Genomic DNA, 17576 nt, shown 5'->3' with positions numbered 1-17576 from the left:
AGGCCTGAAGCGACCCCCTCGACGCTGACCAGACCGAGTTTTCGCAGCCATCGAGAGGAGCGCCGCCGGCGTGACGGAGAAGACCAGCCCCAAGCTTGAATGGACCGAGCTCGACCAGCGCGCGGTCGACACCGTGCGGGTCCTCGCGATGGACGCGGTCGAGAAGGTCGGCAACGGCCACCCCGGTACGGCGATGAGCCTGGCGCCGGCGGCGTACCTGCTGTTCCAGAAGGTGATGCGGCACAACCCGGCCGACCCGGAATGGGCGGGCAGGGACCGGTTCGTGCTCTCGGCCGGTCACTCCAGCCTGACCCTCTACATCCAGCTGTACCTGGCCGGTTTCGGCCTGGAGCTGGACGATCTGAAGGCGCTGCGGACCTGGGGCAGCCTGACCCCCGGCCACCCGGAGCACGGCCACACCAAGGGTGTCGAGACCACCACCGGCCCGCTCGGCCAGGGGGTCGGCAACGCGGTCGGCATGGCGATGGCGGCCCGGCGTGAGCACGGCCTGTTCGACCCCGACACGGCCAAGGGCGAGAGCCTGTTCGACCACCAGATCTACGTGATCGCCTCGGACGGCGACCTGGAGGAAGGCGTCTCGGCCGAGGCGTCCTCGCTGGCCGGTCACCAGAAGCTCGGCAACCTCACGCTGATCTACGACGCCAACAAGATCTCGATCGAGGACGACACCGACATCGCGTTCTCCGAGGACGTGGCGGCCCGCTACGAGGCGTACGGCTGGCACGTCCAGACCGTCGACTGGACAGGAGGCGGCACCGGCTACGAGGAGGACGTCCAGGCCCTGTACGACGCCCTCGAAGAGGCGAAGGCGGTCACCGACAAGCCGAGCTTCATCCGGCTGCACACGATCATCGGCTGGCCGGCCCCGAACAAGCAGAACACCGGCAAGATCCACGGCTCCGCGCTCGGCGCCGAGGAGGTGGCCGCGACCAAGAAGGTGCTCGGCTGGGACCCGGAGCAGACGTTCCAGGTGGCCGACGACGTGATCGCGCACACTCGCCAGGCGGTCCAGCGCGGCCAGGCGCTCCAGGACGAGTGGAACAGCAAGTTCGAGGGCTGGAAGGCCGCCTCGCCCGAGCGGGCCGAGCTGTTCGCCCGGCTGGCCAACCGTGACCTGCCGGCCGGCTGGAAGGACACGCTGCCGAGCTGGGACGCCGACGCGAAGGGCGTCGCGACCCGCGCGGCCTCCGGTGAGGTGCTGACCAAGCTGGCACCCGGGCTGCCCGAGCTCTGGGGCGGCTCGGCCGACCTGGCCGGTTCGAACAACACCACCCCGAAGGGCCAGCCGTCCTTCATCCCGGCCGAGTTCTCCACCAAGGAGTTCCAGGGCGACGAGTACGGCCGGGTCCTGCACTTCGGCATCCGCGAGCACGGCATGGGCTCAGTCCTGAACGGGATCGCCCTGCACGGCGGCACCCGCCCGTACGGCGGCACGTTCCTGGTCTTCAGCGACTACATGCGCCCGGCTGTCCGGCTGGCCGCGCTGATGAAGCTGCCGGTCACCTACGTGTGGACGCACGACTCGATCGGCCTCGGCGAGGACGGCCCGACCCACCAGCCGATCGAGCACCTCGCGGCCCTGCGGGCCATCCCGGGCCTGGACGTCGTCCGGCCCGGTGACGCGAACGAGACGGCGGCCGCGTGGGCCGCGATCCTCGAGCGCACCGACCGCCCGGCCGGCCTCGCGCTGACCCGGCAGAACGTGCCGGTGTTCCCGCGCGGGACCGACGGCTTCGCCACCACCGAGAACGTGAAGAAGGGCGGCTACACGCTGCTCGACACCGACGGTACGCCGGACGTCGTACTGATCGGCACCGGCTCCGAGGTGCAGCTGGCGGTCGAGGCCCGGAACAAGCTGGCCGACGAGGGCATCAAGGCCCGGGTCGTGTCGATGGTCTCGCGGGAGTGGTTCGACGAGCAGGACGACGCCTACCGCGACTCGGTCATCCCGCCGCAGGTCAGGGCCCGCGTCTCGGTCGAGGCCGGGATCGCGCTGGGCTGGCGCGAGATCGTCGGTGACGCCGGCCGCAGCGTGAGCCTGGAGCACTTCGGCGCCTCCGCCGACTACAAGGTCCTGTACGACGAGTTCGGCATCACCGCCGACGCCGTCGTCCAGGCCGCCAAGGACAGCATCGCCGCCGCCGCGGATCTCGGCGGTTCCGGGGTACCGGCAGGGCGTCGCCCGGCCGGCGGGATCGGCCCCGGCGACGACCCGGCGGTGGCCGCCGACCCGAACGCCGACGCCACCAACGAGCGCAACTGACACCACCACAACAGAACATCCGGAGGCTTCGGACATGAACGATCGATTGAAAGCACTCGTTGACGCGGGTGTCTCCATCTGGCTCGACGACCTCTCCCGGCAACGGCTGACCAGCGGCACCCTGGCGACGCTGATCCACGACTCCCACGTCAGCGGGGTGACGACCAACCCGACGATCTTCGCCAAGGCGATCGCCGACGCGGACGCCTACGCCGAGCAGGTGTCCCGGCTGGCGGCCGAGGGGGTCTCCACCGACGAGGCGATCCGGGTCATCACCACCGATGACGTCCGGGACGCGGCGGACCTGTTCAAGCCCGTGTACGACGACACCGACACCGTCGACGGCCGGGTCTCGATCGAGGTCGAGCCCGGTCTGGCCCGGGACACCGAGAAGACGATCGCCCAGGCCAAGGAGCTGTGGGAGACCGTCGGCCGGGACAACGTGTTCGTGAAGATCCCGGCCACCAAGGAGGGCCTGCCGGCGATCACCGAGACGCTGGCCGCGGGCATCAGCGTGAACGTGACGCTGATCTTCTCGCTCGACCGCTACAAAGCCGTCGTCGACGCGTTCCTCAGCGGTGTGGAGAAGGCGATCGAGAACGGCCACGACGTCACCAAGCTGGGCAGCGTCGCGTCGTTCTTCGTCAGCCGGGTGGACACCGAGGTGGACAAGCGATTGGACGCTTTCATCGGCACCGCCTCCGAAGACGCAGCCAAGGCGCTGAAGGGCAAGGCGGCGATCGCCAACGCCCGGCTCGCGTTCGAGGCGTACGAGGAGATTTTCTCCTCCGACCGCTGGCGCGAGCTCGAGACCGCCGGCGCCAGGCCGCAGCGTCCGCTGTGGGCGTCCACCGGCGTGAAGGACCCGGCGTACCCGCCGACCCTGTACGTCGACAACCTGGTCACCCGCGGCGTGGTCAACACGATGCCTGAGGCAACCATCAAGGCGGCCGCCGAGCAGAGCGAGATCACCGGCGACACGGTCCGCGGCGACTACGAGGCCGACCGCAAGGTGATCGCCGACCTGGAGCGGCTGGGCATCTCGTACGACGAGGTCGTCCAGGTGCTCGAGGACGAGGGCGTGGCCAAGTTCGACGCGTCCTGGTCGGAGCTGCAGGACACCGTCACCGCCGCCCTGAAGGGTGCCGCCAAGTGACCGAGAAGCTCACTGTCAACGCGTACGGCGAGGGCTGGCGCGAGGTCGTCGACCGGCTCGTCGACGAGAAGGTCGCCTCCCGGATCGCGGCCAAGGACGCCACGACGTGGGGTCCGGAGGCCGAGTCGGAGTCGGCCATCCGGCTGAGCTGGGTCGACCTGTACGAGTCGTCGCGGCCGCTGCTGGCCGAGATCGAGGCACTGCAGGCCGACCTCCGGTCCGAGGGTCTGGACCGGATCGTGCTGTCCGGCATGGGCGGTTCGTCGCTGGCCCCCGAGGTCATCACCCGGACCGCGGGCGTGGAGCTCGTCGTACTGGACTCGACCGACCCGAGCGTCGTCGGCCGGGCGCTGGCCGGGGACCTGCAGAAGACCGTCGTGGTGGTGTCCAGCAAGTCCGGCGGCACGGTCGAGACCGACAGTCACCGGCGGGCGTTCGTCAAGGCGTTCACCGACGCGGGTATCGATCCGGCCGGCCGGATCGTGGTGGTGACTGACCCGGGTTCGCCGTTCGAGAAGCTGGCGGGCGACGAGGGTTACCGCAAGACCTTCCTGGCCGACCCGCACGTGGGTGGCCGCTACAGCGCGCTGACCGCGTTCGGCCTGGTTCCGTCGGCGCTGGCCGGTGCGGACGTCGCTGAGCTGCTCGACCAAGCCGCTGAGGTGGCTCCGTCGCTGCAGGCCGACGACGCGTCGAACCCGGCGCTGATCCTCGGCGCGGTGCTCGCCGCGAGCCCGGGCCGGGACAAGGTGGTCATCGCGTCCGGTGGCTCGTCGATCGTCGGGTTCCCGGACTGGGCCGAGCAGCTCATTGCCGAGAGCACCGGCAAGAACGGCACCGGCGTACTGCCGATCGCTGTGGAGAGCCTCGAGGCTCCGGAGCTCCACAGCGGTGCGGGTGACCTCGTGCACGCGCTGCTCGCGGCCGACACCAGCGCGGCGAGCGTCGCCTCCGGTACGCCGACGGTCGTGACGACCGGCTCGCTCGGTGGCCAGTTCCTGTTGTGGGAGACCGCGACCGCGGTTGCGGGGTATCTGCTCGGGATCAATCCGTTCGACCAGCCCGATGTGGAGAGCGCGAAGCAGGCGGCTCGAGGGTTGCTCGATGCGCAGCCTGAGCCGCAGCCGGCGGCGTTCACCGACGGCGCGGTCGAGGTGCGCGGCTCCGAGGGCCTGCTGGACGGTGTCGACTCGCTGAAGGGCGCTGTCGACGTACTGCTGGGCAAGCTCGACGAGAAGGGGTACCTGGCCGTCATGGCGTACCTCGACTCCGAGCGTGACGCCTCGCTGGCCGAGGTTCGGCCGGTGCTGGCGACTCGCACGGGCCGGCCGGTCACGTTCGGCTGGGGTCCGCGTTTCCTGCACTCCACCGGTCAGTACCACAAGGGCGGCCACCCGGAGGGTGTGTTCCTGCAGATCACCGCGGCGCACCCGACCGATGTGGAGATCCCCGGCCGTCCGTTCACGTTCGGCACGCTGATCTCGGCCCAGGCGGCCGGTGACGCGAACGTCCTCGCCGAGCGCGGCCGACCCGTCCTGCGCCTCCACCTGACCGACCCGGCGACCGGCGTACAGCAGCTCTTGTCCCTTTTCAACTAGAGAACCTCGGAGGGAAGCGGCTGATGACCGCTGAGCTCGACGAAGAGCTGACCGGCCCGGTCAACCCGTTGCGGGACCCGCAGGACCGGCGGCTGCCGCGGATCGCCGGGCCGTGCAGCCTGGTGATCTTCGGGGTCACCGGGGACCTGGCCCGTAAGAAGCTGATGCCGGCCGTCTACGACCTGGCGAACCGGGGGCTGCTGCCACCCGGTTTCGCCCTGGTCGGGTTCGCCCGGCGCGACTACACCAACCAGGACTTCGCCCAGATCGTGCACGACTCGGTCAAGGAGCACGCCCGGACCCCCTTCCGCGAGGAGGTCTGGCAGCAGCTGGCCGAGGGCTTCCGGTTCGTGCCGGGTGACCTGACCGACGACGAGGCGTTCAAGCGGCTGCGGGAGACCGTGGACGAGCTGGACCTCACCCGCGGCACCGGTGGCAACCACGCGTTCTACCTGTCCATCCCGCCCGGCCTGTTCCCGCAGGTCGTGCAGCAGCTGTCCGAGCACGGGCTGACCGACGAGGTCCCCGGCTCGTGGCGGCGGGTGGTGATCGAGAAGCCGTTCGGGCACGACCTGAAGAGCGCCCGTGAGCTGAACCACGTGGTCGAGTCGGTGTTCCCGCCCGAGGCGGTGTTCCGGATCGACCACTACCTCGGCAAGGAAACCGTGCAGAACATGCTGGCGCTGCGGTTCGCCAACGCCATGTTCGAGCCGGTCTGGAACAGCCACTACGTCGACCACGTCCAGATCACCATGGCCGAGGACATCGGCATCGGCGGCCGGGCCGGGTACTACGACGGCATCGGCGCGGCCCGGGACGTGATCCAGAACCACCTGCTCCAGCTGCTCGCGCTGGTCGCGATGGAGGAGCCGGTCAGCTTCGACGCCTGGTCCCTGCGGCAGGAGAAGAAGAAGGTGCTGGCAGCGGTGAAGCTGCCGGACCGCCTCGACCTGCACACGGCCCGCGGTCAGTACGCCCCCGGCTGGGCCGGTGGTGTGAAGGTGAAGGGCTACCTGCAGGAGGAAGCCATCCCGGCGGACTCCGCGACGGAGACCTTCGCCGCGCTGCGGGTGGACGTGGACACGCGCCGCTGGGCCGGGGTGCCGTTCTACCTGCGCACCGGCAAGAGGCTCGGCCGCCGGGTCACCGAGGTCGCGGTGATGTTCAAGCGCGCACCGCACCTGCCGTTCACCAAGACCGAGACCGAAGAGCTCGGCCAGAACGCGCTGGTGCTGCGGATCCAGCCGGACGAGGGCATCACCATGCGGTTCGGCGCCAAGGTGCCGGGCACCTCGATGGAGATCCGGGACGTGAACATGGACTTCGCGTACGGCGGCTCCTTCACCGAGTCCTCGCCCGAGGCGTACGAGCGGCTGATCCTGGACGTCCTGCTCGGCGACCCGCCGCTGTTCCCGCAGCACACCGAGGTCGAGCTCGGTTGGAAGATCCTCGACCCGGTGATCGACTACTGGGCCAAGCACGGCAAGCCGGAGCAGTACGAGTCCGGCGGCTGGGGTCCGGACTCCGCGCACGAGATGCTCGCCCGCGACGGACGCGCCTGGAGGCGGCCGTGACATTCAGCTGGGGGACGACCCCCAGACCCCCGAAAGGACACTAGGTGATCATCGACCTGACCGGTACGACGTCGAGCGAGATCGCCTCGGCGCTGCTCCGGGCCCGCCGGAACGCGGGCTCGCCGGCGATGGGCATGGTCGGCACGATCGTGGTGGTCGTCGACGAGGCGTCTCACCACGACGCGATGAAGGCCGCGAACGAGGCCGGCCGCGAGCACCCGTCCCGGGTCCTGGTGGCGATCCTGCGGCCGGGCCGGGGAGCGTCCGGTCTGGATGCCGAGGTCCGGGTGGGCGAAGGCATTCCTGGTGAGGCGGTGCTGCTGCGGTTGCACGGCGAGCTGGCCAAGGTGCCGGAGTCCGTGATCACTCCCCTGCTGTTGCCCGACTCCCCCGTCATCGTCTGGTGGCCGGGTGGCGGACCGAAGGCCCCCGCGGAAGACCCGCTGGGGTTGCTGGGCCGTCGACGGGTCACCGACGCGGCCGCGACACGTCGTGCCTCGGTCGACTTCTCCGCCCGGGCCGAGGGCTACGAGCCGGGTGACACGGACTTCGCCTGGACCAGACTGACGCCGTGGCGGGCGCTGCTGGCGGCTGCCCTCGATCAGTACCCGACGAAGGTGACCGGCGCCGAGGTGACCTCGGCGAAGGGCAACCCGAGCGCCGATCTGCTGGCGGCCTGGCTGCAGCACCGGCTCGGAGTCCCGGTCGAGCAGAAGACGTCGCGCGGCCCCGGTATCACCGCCGCGCGGCTGTTCACCCCGACCGGCCCAATCTCGCTGACCCGCCCGGACGGTGCGGTCGCGACGTTCAGCGTTCCTGGCCAGCCGGACCGCCCGGTGGCGTTGAAGCGCCGTACGACGTCCGAGCTGCTGAGTGAGGAACTGCGGCGGCTCGACCCGGACGACGTGTACGCGCAGACGCTCGCCTGCATGGTCGAGCGGGAGCAGATGCCGGCCGACGCGAAGAAGGTCAGCGCTGAGGACCGCCGGTCGACCCAGACCGCGGTGACGAAAGCTGCTGCCCGGACGGCGACCGCGGACGCGCCGAAGGCCAGCGCCGAGAAGACGACTGCCAAGAAGGCCACGGCGCGGAAGTCCGCGGCGAAGAAGAAGGCTGTGTCGAAGAAGGCGGTGGCCAAGAAGTCCGTAGCCAAGAAGACGGCGAGCAAGCGGACGGCGGCGAAGAAGAGCACGGGTAAGAGGGTGGCGGGACGGTCATGAGCGCCCCGTCGATCCTCGTCAACCGCGACGCCGAGGGCCTCGCCCACGCCGTCGCGGCCCGGCTCATCACCCGGCTCGTCGACGTCCAGAGCAGCGGCAAGATCGCACAGGTCGTGCTGACCGGCGGCCGGGTCGCCTCGGTTGTGTACCGGGCCGTCGCCGAGTCGCCGGCCCGCAGCGCGATCGACTGGCGACGGGTCGAGTTCTGGTGGGGTGACGAACGGTTCTTGCCGGCTGGCGACCCCGACCGCAACGAGACACAGGCCCGCGAGGCCCTGCTCGACCACGTGGACGTGGACCCCGCTCGGGTCCACCCGATGCCCGCCGACACCGGCCAGGGTGCTGAGGCCGCTGCGGCGGCTTACGCGTCCGAGTTGGCCAAGGCCGTCGGTCCTGGCGACCGGGACGGCGTACCGACGTTCGACGTACTGCTGCTGGGTGTCGGTCCCGACGGGCACGTCGCCTCGCTCTTCCCGGAGCATGCCGGGCTGTACTCCGAGGACGTCGCGGCGATCGCCGTCCACGGCTCCCCCAAGCCGCCGCCGACCCGCGTCTCGTTGACGTTCCCGGCCTTGAACCGGGCGCACGAGGTCTGGTTCGTGGTGTCGGGTGAGGACAAGGCGAAGGCGGTCCGGCTGGCACTGTCCGGCACCGGTCGCCTGCAGATCCCGGCCGCGGGCGTGAAGGGCCTGAACCGCACCCTGTGGCTGCTCGACGAGGCATCCGCCCAGGAGATCCCGAGCACCATCCGCGCACCACGCACCTGAGTTCGGCGGCCGCCGAAGTGTCCAGCTGCAAGGATCGTCGGTATGACGTTTCGCGAGTTGCACAACGGGTTCTTCGTCATGCCGAACGCCTGGGACGCCGGTAGCGCGGTGGTGCTCGCCGATGCCGGCTTCCCGGCGATCGCGACCACCAGTGCCGGGATCGCGTTCTCGCTCGGCAAGGGTGACCACACCCTGCCGGACGGTGCGCCGGCGGTGTCACGGGAGGACATGTTCGCGCGGGTCCGGGAGATCACCGCGGCCAGCGCCATACCGGTGAACGGCGACCTCGAGGACGGCTACGGATCCGAGCCCGAGAAGGTTGCCGAGACGATCACGCTGGCGCGGGAAGCCGGGCTGGCCGGCGGGAACATCGAGGACTACGACGGGCGGGAGCTGTACGACGTCGAGCTGTCGGTCGAGCGGATCGTCGCGGCCCGCGAGGCCGCCGGCCCTGACTTCGTCCTCACCGCCCGCACCGACGGTCAACTCCTGCGGACGCCGACGTCGTTGCAGGACTCGATCGACCGCGCGAACCGCTTCCACGAAGCCGGTGCCGACTGCCTCTACGTCCCCGGCGTGAACGACCTCAAAGACCTTGCAACACTGGTCAACGAGATCGCCGGCCCACTCAACGTCGTACTGGGATTGGGCTCGTCCACCCTTACCGTCGCCGACCTGCAGGCTGCCGGTGTCACCCGCATCAGCCTCGGCGGCAGCATCGCCCGCGCCGCTCTGGGACTGGTACGACGTGCCGCGCAGGAACTCCTCACCACCGGCACGATCGACTTCGCCGCCGACCAGATCCCCCAGTCCGAGCTCAACCAGCTGTTCGCTCGCCACTAGCCTTGCCAAACCGTGCGCTCACGAGGGACAGTCGGCCGCAAGAGGGGTGGGGCCATGGACATCGACGCGCGGGCCCGCGGGGTGGCAAGGGTTCTCGGGTGGGTCGGATTCGGCACCGCGGTGTGCCTAGCGGTGTTCTTCGCCATCGGCGGTGTGTTCGGCCCCGTCAACGACGTCGGGAACGCACTGCTGGGCGTGCTCAGTGCCGTGCTGGCCTGGTCGATCCGGCAGGCCGGAGCTGCTGCTGTCGCCCTTGCCGGTGTCGGCAGCGCGATCACCGTGGTCGGTTCCGTGCTGATCCTGTCCGATACGACGGGCTACTACCTGGCCGGCCTGGTGTCGAGCGCGGGCTTCGCCCTGATCGGCGGCTGGCTCATCGCCGTCAACCGCCGGCTCGCCGGCACAGATCGCTCCGCGAGCCGCCTGCCGCTCCTTGGCACGATCGCCGGCGCGGTGATGCTGATCGGCCTGATCGGCGTACCCGGCATCCCCGCCGGAGTGGACGACATGGACACCGCTCCCGCGTACACGTACATCGCGGGTTTCAATTGGCTCGGCACCTACGTCCTGTTTCCCACGTGGGCGCTGCTCGTCAGCCGCATGCGGGAACGCCAACAGCCCGGACCGATCCACGACCGGTCCGGGCTGTGAGCGTCGTACCTAGAAGATGACCTCGCCGCGGGCGCGCCGGGCGCGCAGCTTCTCCAGGGCCTCCTCGAGGATCTCGGCCGCCTCCTGCTCGCTGCGCCGCTCCTTCACGTAGGCCAAGTGGGTCTTGTAGGGCTCGATCTTCGGGGGCGGGGGCGGGTTGTTCACATCGGTGCTGGTCGGCAGACCACACCGCGGACAGTCCCACGCCTCCGGGATCGAGGCCTCGACCGCGAACACCGTCGCGGTCTCGTGCCCGTTCGCACAGAAGAACACGATGCGCTGCCGGGGCGCGGTGTCGCCGCGCTCCGCCTCGCCCATCGGGCCCGCTCCGACCCGGCTGCCACGAATCGCACTGCCACCACCAGCCACCGGAACCTACTCCCCTTCAGCCGAGCTTGTAGAGCAGGCCGAGCGCGACGATGGCGGCGAACCAGATCAGACCGACACCGATCGTGATCCGGTCCAGGTTCCGCTCGGCGACCGACGAGCCGCCCAGGCTGGACGAGACACCGCCACCGAACAGGTCCGACAGACCGCCACCGCGGCCTTTGTGCAGCAGCACGAGCAGCGTGAGGATGAGGCTGCAGACGATCACGACGATCGAGAAAGCGAGAATCACGAGGAGTAGCCTAACTGAAGGTCCAGGTAACGGCAGATACCGGCGAACTCGTCCACCTGAAGGCTCGCACCTCCGACCAGGCAGCCGTCGACATCCGGTTGAGCCATGATGCCACCTGCGCTGGCCATCTTCACCGACCCACCGTAAAGAATCCGTACCGAGTCGGCCACCGACGGTGAGATGGTCTCCTCCAGCCGGCCCCGGATCGCGGCGCAGACCTCCTGCGCGTCCTCGGGAGTCGCCACCTCGCCGGTGCCGATCGCCCAGACCGGCTCGTACGCGATCACGACCTTGCGGACGTCGTCCTGCTTCAGCCCGGCCAGCGCGCCGTCGAGCTGGGCCAGCGTGTACTCCACGTGCTCGCCGGCCTTGCGGATGTCCAGACCCTCGCCGACACAGACGATCGGAACCAGGCCGTTCTCCAGCGCCTTGGCCGCCTTCGCGTTCACCAGCGCGTCGTCCTCGGCGTGGTACTGCCGGCGCTCGGAGTGCCCGGCCAGCACGTAGCTGCAGCCGAGCTTGGCCAGCATCGACGCCGAGATCTCGCCTGTGTACGCGCCCGCGTCGTACTTCGACACGTCCTGGGCGCCGTACTTGATCTTCATCCGGTCACCGTCGACCAGCGTCTGCACGCTGCGGAGGTCGGTGAACGGCGGCAGCACCGCCACCTCGACCCGCTCGAAGTCGTGCTTCTTGTCCTGCAGCGTCCACGACAGCTTCTGCACCAGGTGCACGGCCTCGACGTGGTTGATGTTCATCTTCCAGTTGCCCGCCATCAACGGCGTACGGGCAGCTGTCGAAACGTTGGCAGCGTCGGCCATCCGAGTTCAGTCCTCTTCCAGTACGGCGAGACCCGGGAGCTCCTTGCCCTCCAGGTATTCGAGCGACGCGCCACCGCCGGTGGAGATGTGCCCGAACCGGTCGTCGGCGAAGCCTAGCTGGCGAACCGCCGCGGCCGAGTCACCGCCACCGACCACACTCAGGCCGTCCACCTCGGTCAACGCCTGCGCGACGGCCTTGGTTCCGCCGGCGAACGCGGCCATCTCGAACACACCCATCGGGCCGTTCCAGAACACCGTCTTGGCACCGGCGATCTCAGCGGCGAACGCCTTGCCGGACTCCGGGCCGATGTCCAGGCCGAGCTGGTCGGCCGGGATCGCGTCCGCGGCCACCACCGTGGCCGGGGATTCGGCCTTGAACTCGGGCGCGACCACGATGTCGGTCGGCAGCACGATCTCGACGCCCTTGGCCTTCGCGGTCTCGAGGTAGCCCTTGACCGTGTCCAGCTGGTCTTCCTCGAGCAGGCTCTTGCCCACCTCGTGACCCTGCGCCTTCAGGAAGGTGAACACCATCCCACCGCCGATCAGCAGCTTGTCGGCCTTGGCCAGCAGGTTGTCGATCACCGCCAGCTTGTCCGACACCTTCGCGCCGCCGAGCACGACGACGTACGGGCGCTCCGGCTGCTCGGTCAGCTTCTTCAGTACGTCGACCTCGGCGAGCACCAGGCCACCGGCCGCGTGCGGGAGCTTGCGTGCCACGTCGTACACACTGGCCTGCTTGCGGTGCACGACGCCGAAGCCGTCGCTGACGAAGACGTCGGCCAGCGCGGCCAGCTCCTCGGCCAGCGCACCCCGCTCGGCCTCGTCCTTGCTCTCCTCGCGGGCGTCGTACCGCACGTTCTCGAGCAGCAGCACCTCGCCCTCGTCCAGGTCCTGTACGGCGGACTGGGCGCTGTCACCGGTGACGTCGGAGGCGAAGTGCACGGTGATGCCCTCGGGCTCGAGCAGCTCGCCGAGCCGCTTGGCCACCGGTGCCAGGGTGAACTCGGGGTTCGGCTTGCCCTTGGGGCGGCCGAGGTGCGCGGTGACGATGACCTTGGCGCCGGCCTTGGCCAGCTTCACCAGCGTCGGCAGGCTGGCCCGGATCCGGCCGTCGTCACCGATCGTCTCGTCCTTGATCGGCACGTTCAGGTCGGAGCGCACCAGCACCCGCAGGCCGGCCACGTCCCCGAGGTCTTCGATGGTCTTCACAGTTCAGCAATCCTTGCGGCTCAGGGATGAGCCTGCGTCCGGACCGGGCACAGTGATGTCGCCGGCCGTCCGGACGCAGGCTGTCGCGTGTGAAGTGTCAGAGCGAGGCGCCGACGTGGTTGACCAGGTCGACGAGGCGGTTGGAGTAGCCCCACTCGTTGTCGTACCAGCCGACGACCTTGACCTGGTTGCCGAGCACCTTGGTCAGGCCGGCGTCGAAGATGCAGGAGGCCGGGTCGGTGACGATGTCGGTGGAGACGATCTCGTCCTCGGTGTACTTCAGGTAGCCCTTCAGCGCACCCTCGGCGGCGGCCTTGACGGCGGCGTTGACCTCCTCGACCGAGGTCTCCCGGCCGACGTTCACGGTCAGGTCGGTGGCCGAGCCGGTCGGGGTCGGGACGCGCAGCGCGTAACCGTCCAGCTTGCCCTTCAGCTCCGGCAGCACCAGGCCGATCGCCTTCGCGGCGCCGGTGGAGGTCGGCACGATGTTCAGCGCGGCGGCGCGGGCGCGGCGCAGGTCCTTGTGCGGGCCGTCCTGCAGGTTCTGGTCCTGGGTGTAGGCGTGGATCGTGGTCATCAGACCCTGCTCGATCGTGAACGCGTCGTGGATCGCCTTTGCCATCGGGGCCAGGCAGTTGGTGGTGCAGGACGCGTTCGAGATCACGGTGTGCTTCTCGGCGTCGTACAGCTCGTGGTTCACGCCCATCACGATGGTCAGGTCCTCGTTCTTCGCCGGGGCGGAGATGATGACCTTCTTGGCGCCGTTGTCGGCGTGCGTCTTGGCCTTGGTGGCGTCGGTGAAGAAACCGGTCGACTCGATCACGACGTCGGCGCCGACGTCGGCCCACTTCAGGTTCGCGGGGTCGCGCTCGGCGAACGCCTTGATGCTGTGACCGGCGACGGTGATGTCGTCCTCGGTCGCGGAGACCTCACCGGGGAAGCGGCCCAGGATCGAGTCGTACTTCAGCAGGTGAGCGAGAGTCTGGTTGTCGGTCAAGTCGTTGACGGCGACGACCTCGATGTCGGCACCGGACGCCTGCACGGCGCGGAAGAAGTTACGGCCGATCCGGCCGAAGCCGTTGATACCTACGCGTACGGTCACGGGACTGCGTCTCCTCAGAACTAGCTTTCGAGCACTGCCGCTACAGCCCGAACACTAGCCCAAGAGCCCACTCGATCAACTGGTACCGTCCACATCAGACCACCGGTGTCTCGAGCACTGTTTCAGACCAGACCACCGGCTGGTACACGCCGCCCCCGCGTACACTCCCCCACCCGTCCGCGTTCCGGACCCCCGAGACAGCAGTACGACGGCCTCCGAACACTCCCCGGAGACCGCCGCACTGTGAGACAGACCGAGCTATCCAAGCCCGAGCGCAGGCAAGGCGTGGGTGGCCGTTGACAACGATCCGGTCAGGCCGGGTCGAGCATTTCCGGGGTGAGGTTGGCTTCGGTGTTGGGGATGCCGAGGTCGGCGGCGCGCTTGTCGGCCATCGCGAGCAGGCGGCGGATCCGGCCCGCGACCGCGTCCTTGGTCAGCGCCGGCTCGTGCAGCTGGCCGAGCTCCTCCAGGCTGGCCTGCTTGTGCTCCAGCCGCAGCTTGCCCGCCACCTGCAGGTGGTCCGGCACGTCGTCGCCGAGGATCTCCAGCGCCCGCTCGACCCGCGCGCCCGCGGCCACCGCGGCCCGCGCCGAGCGACGCAGGTTCGCGTCGTCGAAGTTGGCCAGCCGGTTCGCGGTCGCGCGCACCTCGCGGCGCATCCGCCGCTCCTCCCAGGCCAGCACCGACTCGTGCGCACCCAGCCGGGTCAGCAGCGCGCCGATCGCGTCACCGTCGCGGATGACCACGCGGTCCACGTTGCGGACCTCGCGGGCCTTCGACCCGATACCGAGTCGGCGAGCCGCGCCGACCAGCGCCAGCGCCGCCTCCGGACCGGGGCAGGTCACCTCGAGCGAGGACGACCGGCCCGGCTCGGTCAGCGAGCCATGGGCCAGGAACGCGCCCCGCCAGGCCGCCACCGCGTCGCACGAAGCGCCCGACACCACCGCCGGCGGCAGACCCCGGACCGGGCGGCCGCGGTTGTCGACCAGGCCGGTCTGCCGCGCCAGCGCGTCACCGTCGCGGACGACGCGGACGACGTACTTGGTCTGCTTACGGATTCCGGACGGGGAGATGACCACCACGTCCGACGGGTGGCCGAAGATCTCGGCGATGTCCTTGCGCAGCCGCCGGGCCGCGGCCCCGCTGTCCAGCTCGGCTTCGACGACGATCCGCCCGGAGACCAGGTGCAACCCACCCGCGAACCGCAGTACGGACGACACCTCGGCCTTGCGGCAACAGGGTTTCGTGACCTGAATGCTGGTCAACTCGGACTTCACCTGTGCTGTCATCGCCATGAAGGCATCCTCCCACCGTTGTCAAAGACCCTCGTTCAACGGACTCGTCCCGACAGTGGTTACGGCCGGCGGCCACGCGGTCTGCAACCTCGCGAGCGGTTGGCTGCGTTCCTTCGCCGACAGATCGTGAGAGGAGGGGGCCGGATGCGAAGACGCGACGAGGACGAGTTCACCGAGTTCGCGGCGGTGACGGTCCGGCGGTTGCGGCGTACGGCGTACCTGATGTGCGGCGACTGGCACCGTGCCGAGGACGCCGCCCAGGACGCGCTGGTGAAGGTGTACCGCCGCTGGCACCGGATCGACCGCGGCGACGCACTCGTCGGGTACGCCCATCGAGCCGTCGTGACCGCTGTCCTGGACCAGTCCCGGCGGCCCTGGCGACGCGAACACCTGGACGACCCCGGCGACCACGCCGGCCCCGCTCCCGACGCGCTCACCGCCGTCGACGACCGCGCGGTCGTCATCCAAGCGCTTGCCGCACTGGCGCCCGGTCAGCGCGCCTGCGTCGTACTGCGGCACTACGCCGACTTCAGCGTCGACCAGACCGCCGACATCCTCGGCATCGGCGCAGGCGCCGTGAAGAGCCAGACCTCCAGAGGCCTCGCGCAGCTCCGCGACCTCCTCGGCATCAACGAAAGGAGTGCCTCGTGAGCACCGACATCGAACGCCTCCTGGCCGCAGCCGCCGACGACACGAACCAGCCGCTGCGCACCGACCTCGACCACCTCCTCACCCGCGGCCGCCGCTCCGTCCGCAACCGCCACATCGCCGCTGTCACCACCACCGCGCTGACCACCGCGGTCATCATCGGCGGTATCACTGCCTGGCCCGATCTCCAGGCGGCTCCGGAACCCGCGGGGCCGACGCCGACCAAGACGATCACGATCGACACCAAGTCGGGCAAGATCATTCAACCTCGACCGCCGGTGAGCCCACTGGCCGCCGCGACGATCATTCAGCGTTGCACCCCACTGGACGGCGAGTGGCTCCAGTCGATGCCCGACCGTGGTGCCAGTCCATTGGACAAGGCCGGACCGATCGACGGCACCTGGAAGGTCGCGTTGAAGACGGGAACCGGCGACAAGTTCTTCGCGGTGCTGCTCTCCCCCGATCGGACCGTCGCCGCGACCTGCACCCTGTTCGGATCCAGCATGTACTCGTCGGAGTCGTCGTACGCACGCACTCCGCTGGCCGAGACCTTCAAGGACCGGTGGCCGGCGGATCAGTTCCATGGACCGGCGACGCTGCACCGGGTGTTCGCCGATGGTCCAGGCAACACGCTGCGCGAGGGACTGGTCGGCTCCGACGGGTTCTTCAGCTTCGGCCTGACCGCGAGTGGTCCCGGCCTGAGCCGATTCCAGGCCAGAGGGTACGACGCCGACGGCAAGCTGGTGATGGAGCGCGACATCACGGTCGGACCGCGCTGATCAGGCGAAGATCTCGCGGAAGACCTTGGCGAGTTTGTCGGGGGCGTGGTGGAGGTGGCGGTCGTCGTCGGCGATGTCGGCGATGACCAGCTCCGCGCCGAGGGATTCCGCCGTACGGCGCAGGGACGCCGGGTCCGGGACATGGCCCTCGTCGGCGAGGACCACGTCGATGCGCAGGTCGGGGGCGTGCGCGGCCAGCACCTCGAGGTGGGTCTCGGGCGAGAAGCCGTCGGTCTCGCCCTTCTGCTCCCCCAGGTTGAGGATCAGGATCCGGCGGGCGCTGGTCTGCTCGAGCCCGCGGCACAACGCCGGGACGAGCAGATTCGGGATCACCGAAGTGAACCACGACCCCGGACCGACAACCACCCAGTCGGCTTCCGCGACGGCCACCAGAGCCTCCGGGCACGCCGGCGGGTCGGCCGGATCGAGCGCGACGTCGACCACGTGCCCTTCGGTCGACGCCACCTCGGCCTGGCCGCGGATCTCGGTGATCACCTCCGGGTGGTCCGGATCCAGGCCGAGCACCCGGGCCGTGATGTCCAGCGGTACGGCGGACATCGGCAAGACCCGGCCTTGTGCACCGAGCAACCGCGCGACCCAGTCGAGCCCGTCGACGGCCTCGCCGAGCAACTCCCACAACGCGACGATCAGCAGATTGCCGACCGCGTGGTCGTGCAACGCGCCGTCGCTGCGGAAGCGGTGCTGCAGGACCTCGGCCCACGTCCGGCCCCACTCGTCGTCGCGGCAGAGCGCGGCCAGCGCCATCCGCAGGTCACCCGGTGGCAGCACGCCGAGCTCGCTGCGCAGGCGGCCGGACGAGCCGCCGTTGTCCGCGACGGTGACGACGGCGGTGAGCTGGTCGGTGACGTGACGAAGCGCGGACAGGGAGGCCGCCAGCCCATGCCCCCCGCCCAGTGCGACGACCCTGGGCGCCGAGCGGGGGCCTGGGGGTCGCCCTCCAACCGACACGCCGGAGTCCCCCGGTCCGCGCTCTCCGGGGGCACGGGTGT

Annotated in this window: 17 protein-coding genes; 10 read left to right on the top strand and 7 right to left on the bottom strand. The window is 69.7% G+C overall.

Translation table 11 applies throughout. The features are described from left to right. Positions 1-70: 70 nt before the first annotated feature. The 8 genes from tkt to AB0F43_RS23890 are packed head-to-tail and all read left to right on the top strand — an operon-like array spanning position 71 to position 10093. A complete protein-coding gene (gene tkt, locus AB0F43_RS23925) occupies positions 71-2284 on the top strand; it encodes a transketolase (protein ID WP_360480764.1) in 2214 nt (737 codons plus the stop codon). 34 nt (positions 2285-2318) lie between these two features. Then, the gene (gene tal / locus AB0F43_RS23920; protein ID WP_360480761.1) at positions 2319-3440 is read left to right on the top strand and encodes a transaldolase; all 1122 of its coding nucleotides are present in this window, start codon (positions 2319-2321) and stop codon (positions 3438-3440) included. Next, the gene (locus AB0F43_RS23915) at positions 3437-5038 is read left to right on the top strand and encodes a glucose-6-phosphate isomerase (RefSeq protein WP_360480759.1); all 1602 of its coding nucleotides are present in this window, start codon (positions 3437-3439) and stop codon (positions 5036-5038) included. Before tal ends, AB0F43_RS23915 begins: the two co-directional genes overlap by 4 nt. 23 nt (positions 5039-5061) lie before the next feature. Next, on the top strand, positions 5062-6612 hold the full coding sequence (gene zwf / locus AB0F43_RS23910) for a glucose-6-phosphate dehydrogenase (protein ID WP_360480756.1): 1551 nt from the start codon (positions 5062-5064) through the stop codon (positions 6610-6612). Between the two features lie 44 nt (positions 6613-6656). After that, positions 6657-7832, top strand: coding sequence for a glucose-6-phosphate dehydrogenase assembly protein OpcA (locus AB0F43_RS23905; protein WP_360480753.1), 1176 nt, complete (start codon positions 6657-6659; stop codon positions 7830-7832). After that, positions 7829-8599 carry a 6-phosphogluconolactonase gene (gene pgl, locus AB0F43_RS23900; protein WP_360480750.1) on the top strand — a complete coding sequence of 257 codons (771 nt, stop codon included), beginning with the start codon at positions 7829-7831 and terminating at the stop codon, positions 8597-8599. The genes AB0F43_RS23905 and pgl overlap by 4 nt, the downstream gene beginning before the upstream one ends. A gap of 42 nt (positions 8600-8641) precedes the next feature. Further along, positions 8642-9442, top strand: coding sequence for an isocitrate lyase/phosphoenolpyruvate mutase family protein (locus tag AB0F43_RS23895; protein ID WP_360480747.1), 801 nt, complete (start codon positions 8642-8644; stop codon positions 9440-9442). A gap of 54 nt (positions 9443-9496) precedes the next feature. Then, positions 9497-10093 carry a hypothetical protein gene (locus AB0F43_RS23890; RefSeq protein WP_360480744.1) on the top strand — a complete coding sequence of 199 codons (597 nt, stop codon included), beginning with the start codon at positions 9497-9499 and terminating at the stop codon, positions 10091-10093. 9 nt (positions 10094-10102) lie between these two features. On the opposite strand, the gene AB0F43_RS23885 is transcribed toward AB0F43_RS23890, so the two are convergent. The 6 genes from AB0F43_RS23885 to whiA form a co-directional block, all read right to left on the bottom strand. Further along, positions 10103-10462: an RNA polymerase-binding protein RbpA gene (locus tag AB0F43_RS23885; RefSeq protein WP_132210419.1), complete on the bottom strand. Its 360-nt coding sequence runs from the start codon at positions 10460-10462 to the stop codon at positions 10103-10105. 16 nt (positions 10463-10478) lie between these two features. After that, positions 10479-10712: a preprotein translocase subunit SecG gene (secG, locus tag AB0F43_RS23880; protein ID WP_132145086.1), complete on the bottom strand. Its 234-nt coding sequence runs from the start codon at positions 10710-10712 to the stop codon at positions 10479-10481. Then, positions 10709-11533, bottom strand: coding sequence for a triose-phosphate isomerase (gene tpiA, locus AB0F43_RS23875; RefSeq protein WP_360480740.1), 825 nt, complete (start codon positions 11531-11533; stop codon positions 10709-10711). The genes secG and tpiA overlap by 4 nt, the downstream gene beginning before the upstream one ends. A 6-nt stretch (positions 11534-11539) precedes the next feature. Then, positions 11540-12742 (bottom strand): phosphoglycerate kinase, encoded by a 1203-nt coding sequence (locus AB0F43_RS23870; protein WP_360480737.1) that lies wholly within the window; start codon positions 12740-12742, stop codon positions 11540-11542. 97 nt (positions 12743-12839) lie between these two features. Beyond that, complete coding sequence (gap, locus tag AB0F43_RS23865; RefSeq protein ID WP_132145092.1) at positions 12840-13844, bottom strand: type I glyceraldehyde-3-phosphate dehydrogenase; 1005 nt, start codon at positions 13842-13844, stop codon at positions 12840-12842. 311 nt (positions 13845-14155) lie between these two features. Beyond that, entirely contained in the window at positions 14156-15139 is a 984-nt protein-coding gene (gene whiA, locus AB0F43_RS23860) for a DNA-binding protein WhiA (RefSeq protein WP_328520667.1), read from the bottom strand. Between the two features lie 144 nt (positions 15140-15283). Between whiA and AB0F43_RS23855 the strand changes: the two genes are divergently transcribed. Both AB0F43_RS23855 and AB0F43_RS23850 read left to right on the top strand, forming a co-directional pair. Then, a complete protein-coding gene (locus AB0F43_RS23855) occupies positions 15284-15790 on the top strand; it encodes a SigE family RNA polymerase sigma factor (RefSeq protein ID WP_360480732.1) in 507 nt (168 codons plus the stop codon). Beyond that, complete coding sequence (locus AB0F43_RS23850; protein WP_360480729.1) at positions 15787-16566, top strand: hypothetical protein; 780 nt, start codon at positions 15787-15789, stop codon at positions 16564-16566. Before AB0F43_RS23855 ends, AB0F43_RS23850 begins: the two co-directional genes overlap by 4 nt. Here AB0F43_RS23850 and yvcK read toward each other — a convergent pair whose 3' ends face one another. Next, positions 16567-17535 (bottom strand): uridine diphosphate-N-acetylglucosamine-binding protein YvcK, encoded by a 969-nt coding sequence (gene yvcK / locus AB0F43_RS23845; RefSeq protein WP_360480726.1) that lies wholly within the window; start codon positions 17533-17535, stop codon positions 16567-16569. Positions 17536-17576: the final 41 nt, after the last annotated feature.

The organism is Kribbella sp. NPDC023972 (genome assembly GCF_040639075.1).
Taxonomy (GTDB): Bacteria; Actinomycetota; Actinomycetes; order Propionibacteriales; family Kribbellaceae; genus Kribbella.
This window is presented reverse-complemented; position numbering and strand designations above follow the sequence as displayed.

What these genes read in the sequence shown, in the direction of transcription:
- zwf (WP_360480756.1), top strand. Translation starts at nt 5,062, where the DNA reads ATGACCGCTGAGCTCGACGAAGAGCTGACCGGCCCGGTCAACCCGTTG.
- tal (WP_360480761.1), top strand. Translation starts at nt 2,319, where the DNA reads ATGAACGATCGATTGAAAGCACTCGTTGACGCGGGTGTCTCCATCTGG.
- tpiA (WP_360480740.1), bottom strand. Translation starts at nt 11,533, where the DNA reads ATGGCCGACGCTGCCAACGTTTCGACAGCTGCCCGTACGCCGTTGATG.
- AB0F43_RS23855 (WP_360480732.1), top strand. Translation starts at nt 15,284, where the DNA reads ATGCGAAGACGCGACGAGGACGAGTTCACCGAGTTCGCGGCGGTGACG.
- AB0F43_RS23895 (WP_360480747.1), top strand. Translation starts at nt 8,642, where the DNA reads ATGACGTTTCGCGAGTTGCACAACGGGTTCTTCGTCATGCCGAACGCC.
- pgl (WP_360480750.1), top strand. Translation starts at nt 7,829, where the DNA reads ATGAGCGCCCCGTCGATCCTCGTCAACCGCGACGCCGAGGGCCTCGCC.
- AB0F43_RS23890 (WP_360480744.1), top strand. Translation starts at nt 9,497, where the DNA reads ATGGACATCGACGCGCGGGCCCGCGGGGTGGCAAGGGTTCTCGGGTGG.
- whiA (WP_328520667.1), bottom strand. Translation starts at nt 15,139, where the DNA reads ATGGCGATGACAGCACAGGTGAAGTCCGAGTTGACCAGCATTCAGGTC.